Below are 5,298 nucleotides of genomic sequence, written 5' to 3' on the forward strand. Positions count from 1 at the left end.
AAACCTTCCATCTCGATCCCTTGGAACCCTTAGGGATACTCTGCCTACCCGGGTTAGAAGTGTTCTTGTGTAGTAACCGCTTCTATATCCAAGCCTTTTGTCGGAGCGCTCGGACTTAGATGCACCAAGCACCTGATCCATCTCTGCTTCTAGCATCTCTTGTAGGACCTGTTGGATAATATTTCTTAGCAGATCTCCATCTTGAGTAAGTATCTCTCTTACTGACTCGATAAGTGCTTTAGTATTGTTTGTGGTGGTCATGGTCTACCTCCTTGAGGTTCTAGTTTTCTGATAATTCCTAGATACCATGGCCACCACTAGCAAATCAATTCACTCGTGAAATTTGCACAACTATCGGGACACAACCCTTGGCGGGCGCGCAATGACTTGGCCTTGTTGCCGAGTTCGCGGATGCGTTCGGCGAAGATGTCGGCGGTGAGGGTGCCGGCCTCGAATTCGTGCATGTAGCGCTCGACGGCAGCCTCGGTCTTGGTCAGCTCGGCGTCCGTGGCTGCCAGCTCGTCGTGGTGTTGGCGGACGGTGAGCGTGGCGGCGTCTTGGTGCGCCAGCATGGCGCGGGTGATGAGTGCTGGGTCGCTGTAGAGGTCGACTAGCGCAGCGAGGACGGCGTCTTCGAGCGCGTCGGCGCAGATGCGTTCCGCTCCGCAGGCCGCCTTCCCGTAGCGCTGGGCGGTCCAGCAGACGTAGTAGCGGTAGCGGTGCCGCTTGCCGTGCGCCGCGGCCCCGACGTAGCGGCGGTGACAGCGCACGCACGTGATGAGCCCGGTCAGGAGGTACTCGGGGTGGGTGTCGGCGAAGCTCCGATCATATCCCTCGCCTCGCTCGGCGAGCAGTGTTTGGGCCTTGTCGAACAGGTCGGGGTCGAGCAACGGCTGGTCGGCTTGGTGGACGACGTCGCGAAAGGAGATCTCGCCGAGATAGCCACGGTTGCGCACGATGCCGAGGACGACCATGGCGTTCTAGCGCCGCCCGGTGCGGGTGCGATGCCCGTCGTCGTTCAGCTCGGTGGCGATAGTGGCTGCTCCTACCCGACCGACGCCGTAGCGGGTGAAGATCCGTTCGACGATCGGGAACTCGGAGGGTCGGATGGCGAGGTAGTGGTCGTCGTCGAGAAGCAGCCCGTAGTGGATGGAGCCGCCCGGCCATCCGCCTCTGGCCGCCTTTCGCTCCATGCCGGCGACTACGCGATCGATGATCGTTGCCCGTTCGAACTCCGCGAAGACCCCGAGGAGCTGGATGAGCATCCGCCTGGTCGCCGTCGAGGTGTCGATTGGCTCGGTGGCCGAGCGGAAGGCCACTCCGATCGTGTCGAGCTCTTCCAGGAGGCCGACGAGCACCTTGAGCGAACGGGCGAAGCGGTCCAGCCGGTAGACGAGCAGGGTGTCGTAGAGCCCGAGGCGTCCGTCGCGCAGCGCTTGTTGGAGCGCAAGCCGCTCGGCGCAGGCGAAGGAGAACTGGTCGGTGTAGGTCTTGACGTGCTCCCAGCCGGGCCGGCTGGTGACGAAGGTGGCAAGGCGGATTTCTTGGGCGCCAAGCGAGGACGGCTGGTGCTCCTCGTCAGTGGAGATCCGCAGGTAGAGCGCGACCCGGGTGCTTTCGGTGGTCGTCTTCGATGTCATGGTCACCTCCTCCGCCCGGGGCGGGACCGGGCTTATCTGGAGGAGACCTCCACGGCTTGCCTCGTGTCAAGGCCATCTCGTGGTGATGGCCGGCGAGGGCGCCGAGGAGCCCGGCGACCGCGTCGACGGCCTGTGCCTCCTTCTCCGGGGACATCGGGAAGTAGGTGGCCGGTAGCAGCCGGACCGGGGGAAGCGGTCCGGCTGCTACGCCAATGGAGGGGCTAGCTCCTCGCCGTGGGCCTTCACCCTCCCCCGTGCCCGGGGCCCGACGGAGCCTCCAGACCAACAAATCCGCATTCGCCGTGACCAGGCGGGGCAGCCCGGCGGAGCGGGCTTTGCGAACCTGTTCGAGGGCGAAGAACGACGCCCGGGGGACGAGGGTGTCGTCTCGGAGTGCGGCGAGGAGGGCGACGTTCCGCTCGTAGAGAACGAGCCCAGCTTCCTCGCCGATCCGGGCGAGGGCGCCGGAGAGATCGATGAGCTGCCCGTTGCGCCACCACGCCGTCGGGCCGCAGCACCTGGGCGGCGCCTCGTAGTAGGGTCCGCATGGCGTTGACCAGCCCGGCGAGGCCTATGTGGGCCAGGTTGGCCGGGTCGGTAGAGTACCGGTCGTGGGTCTTGCGCACGCCGTGGCCGGGGCCGGCGTTGACCCGACCGTGGAGCGGCGGTCCGTGGGGCGGTGAGGTCAGCACCAAGGCGACGAGGCTGCGGACGACGGGATCGATGAGGCTGGCGAGCGAACGCCGATCCCCGCAGATGACCTCGCCGTGACCGCTCGCACCCTGACTGGCGGCGAGGGCGAGGTTGGCCTGTGCGTAGTCGGCCCACTCTGGCTCGCACTCGATGCCGATGGCGTCGCAGCCTTGGTGGACGGCTTCGACGAGGGTGGTCCCTACCCCACACATCGGGTCGAGCGTCATGTCACCGGGCTGAGTGTAGGTGGCGACGGCCCGCTCTGCGATAGCGGGGAGCATCTTGGCCGGCTGAGTGCCCGAGATCTCCGGGTATCGCCGCGAGCGCTGGGCGCGGCCGGTGCGCTGGCCGACCAGCCACACCGACAGAGGCAGCTCAATGGGCATCATGCACCGCCTTGCGAAACGCAAGGACATCCTCGTGGACCACGACATGGGCGGGCTCGCCCCGGCTGCGGGCCATTGCGGACCCGGCCCGGCTCCAGCTGATCAGCCTGATCCAAGCGGCGAGAGCCGGCAAGGCTTGCGTGTGCGACCTCGTTGCCCCGCTCGGGCTATCCCAGCCGACGGTCAGCCACCGCCTCAAGGTGCTCCTCGATGCCGGCTTCGTCACCCGGTGCCGGCGTGTGTCGTGGCCTACTACCGCCTCATGCCCGAACGTCTCGCCGCCCTCGCCCGACCCGGCCTACCCAGTCAAGGCCTGGCAGCTTAGGAGGCCCAGCCGAGCGCCTCTCGATCGAAGATGTAGCCGATACCGCACACCGTGCGGATATGGGTCGGGTGGTGCGGGTCGGTCTCGATCTTCTCGCGCAACCGCGGTATGTAGACCTCCAAAGCCTTCCCCACCTCACGGGGGTTCGTCCACCCCGCGGCCAACAGCTGCTCCCGGTGGACCACCTGCCCGGCGTGGGCCAAGAGCACAAAGAGCAGCTCGAACTCCTTAGCGGGAAGCGGCATGCACCGCGCACCAACGCACAGGAGTCGAGCGCCTAGGTCCAACTCAGTGTCCTGAGCGCGAAGCACCTCAGTGTCGACTCGATGTGGACCGTTCCCCGCCGAGGTCATGGTGGCAACCGCAGCGTTCATGCCTGCCCCACCTCCACCGGACGCAACCGCCGTCGTTGGCTAGTAAGTCAGTGAGGAGGGGTCCTCGGCGGACGCCTCCTCGAGGGTTTGGCCCATCGGCTCAGGTAGGGCGACCAAGGTCAGGAGAATGCCGACTGCGGAGACCGCAGCCATCACGCCCATGACCCCGCTGATCCCTACCGACTTGAGGAGGTGAGGCACGAAGAGCGCCCCGAGGAAGGCCCCAAACTTCCCACCCGCCGCCGATATGCCGTCGCCCATGCCCCGGATAGAAGTCGGGAAGATCTCCGAAGGGAACACGAACGTGGTCTCGTTGGGACCGAACTCGATGAAGAAGTAGCTGATGGCAAACAGGCCGAGAAACAGGGCAGTGTTCTTCACGGCACCGGGGATGAGCCAGATGCCCCCGAACGCCAGTGTCATGACCAGAAATCCCTGCCACTGGATACGCTTGCGCCCCAGACGGTCCATCAACCAGACCGCCACCCAGTATCCCGGGACCGCGGCCACCGTGAAGATGGCGAGCGAGATGAGGGTATGGGAGAGCAGGCTCCCATGGGGCTGGAGCTGCTTCAAGATGAGCGGGCTGGAGACCGAGTTGCCATAGAAGGCGATGTCCATCAGGAACCAGCTCCCCGCCGTGCCGATGAGACGCAGCAGATACGGCTTGGAGGCAAGTCGCTTCCGAAGGTCGGAGGTCGCCGCGATCGGGGCGACGGGGCGATTCCCCTTGCCGGTTGTCGCCTGGCCGTTGACCGTCGAGGCCTGGCCGGTCACCCACTCGACCGTCTTGGCCGTCTCTGCCACGTCGCCGCGGACACTCAGCGTGTAGCGAGGGGTCTCTCGGATCTTGCGGCGGAGGTAGACCACCGACAGGGCGGGAACAGCCCCGAGACCGAGCATCAACCGCCAGGCGATCCCATTGGGCACCCCTGCTCCGAGGAAGATGGCAGCGATGGCCGGTCCGGCCATCAGGCCGAAGCCCTGCATGGCGAACACGGTGCCCACCAGGCGCCCCCGGGACTTCTTGTTGGCGTATTCGGACGTGATCACCGCCGAGGTGGCGTAGTCGCCGCCCACCCCGATACCGACCAGGATCCGGAAGATGAACAGCGACTCAAAGTTCCACGCCAAGGCGGTGAGGATGGCACCCACTGCGAGAAGGGCCACTTCCAAGCCGTAGACCGTCTTGCGTCCGAGTCGGTCCATCAGCTTGCCGAAGGTGAACGCCCCGAGCACCGACGCCAAGAGGGAGATGGAGTTGAGCAGCGAGATCTGGTTCGTGTTCAAGCGGAAGATCGGGGTCAGGATGACCGTCACCGTGCCGATGATGAACAAGTCATAGGCATCGGTGAAGAATCCCATGCCGGAGGTGAACACCGTGAGCCAGTGCTTGCGGCCCACCTCCGCCTCGTCGAGGGGTCTATAAAACTCAGTTATGGATGCAACGCCTTCGGCCACGCGGGCTCCTCCTTAGTCCTATCGAATAGATGTCTGTCGAGACTATATGCCGGCAAAATGAACGGGAGGTGACCAAAAAGCGACACGACGGTAATCTCTGAGCGAATTCCGGTCTAGGAGCGTGCTGAATAACCCCACCCCAAAATGAGGGGAAAATAAGAGGGTTCCCCGGGTGGTTGTTGGGGCATAAGGGCAGGTCAAGTAGAATATTTCTAGGTTAGGTACCGAATCCACCCAGACCCATCTCAGTGCTGCCGAGAACTTTTGTGCCTCATTGTTGGAGCCAGGTTCGATCTATCACTTCCTCTCACAACACCGCAGGGATATCTTCGCCGACGCCAAGTTCGCCCATCTCTATCCCTCAGGTACTAAAAGGCCCTCAATCTGAGCCTCTTAGGTCGCCTCGGTCTTACACTTAC

At 64.1% G+C, this 5,298-nt stretch carries 6 protein-coding genes and 1 pseudogene; 1 reads left to right on the forward strand and 6 read right to left on the reverse strand.

The features are described 5' to 3' along the window. From BUA24_RS11395 to BUA24_RS13510, 4 genes are all read right to left on the reverse strand, one after another. Nucleotides 1-261: transposase (locus tag BUA24_RS11395; RefSeq protein ID WP_178138830.1), on the reverse strand; the 261-nt coding region annotated here is incomplete at its 3' end. 56 nt (nt 262-317) lie between these two features. Then, nucleotides 318-974, reverse strand: a complete 657-nt coding sequence (locus BUA24_RS11400; protein ID WP_072792690.1) for a recombinase zinc ribbon domain-containing protein — start codon at nt 972-974, stop codon at nt 318-320. A gap of 6 nt (nt 975-980) precedes the next feature. After that, complete coding sequence (locus BUA24_RS11405; protein WP_072792692.1) at nt 981-1,640, reverse strand: recombinase family protein; 660 nt, start codon at nt 1,638-1,640, stop codon at nt 981-983. A 242-nt stretch (nt 1,641-1,882) separates the two neighbouring features. Next, nucleotides 1,883-2,767, reverse strand: coding sequence for a TRM11 family SAM-dependent methyltransferase (locus BUA24_RS13510; RefSeq protein WP_084660464.1), 885 nt, complete (start codon nt 2,765-2,767; stop codon nt 1,883-1,885). Between BUA24_RS13510 and BUA24_RS13515 the strand changes: the two are divergent. Beyond that, nucleotides 2,731-2,898: pseudogene (locus BUA24_RS13515) on the forward strand (ArsR family transcriptional regulator); the annotation flags it as partial. The gene BUA24_RS13510 and the pseudogene BUA24_RS13515 overlap by 37 nt on opposite strands. 142 nt (nt 2,899-3,040) lie before the next feature. On the opposite strand, the gene BUA24_RS11420 reads toward BUA24_RS13515, so the two are convergent. After that, on the reverse strand, nt 3,041-3,418 hold the full coding sequence (locus BUA24_RS11420) for a winged helix-turn-helix domain-containing protein (protein ID WP_072792696.1): 378 nt from the start codon (nt 3,416-3,418) through the stop codon (nt 3,041-3,043). Between the two features lie 39 nt (nt 3,419-3,457). Further along, on the reverse strand, nt 3,458-4,879 hold the full coding sequence (locus BUA24_RS11425; protein WP_072792698.1) for an MFS transporter: 1,422 nt from the start codon (nt 4,877-4,879) through the stop codon (nt 3,458-3,460). Nucleotides 4,880-5,298 lie beyond the last annotated feature (419 nt).

The organism is Ferrithrix thermotolerans DSM 19514, assembly GCF_900128965.1.
Lineage (GTDB): Bacteria > Actinomycetota > Acidimicrobiia > Acidimicrobiales > Acidimicrobiaceae > Ferrithrix > Ferrithrix thermotolerans.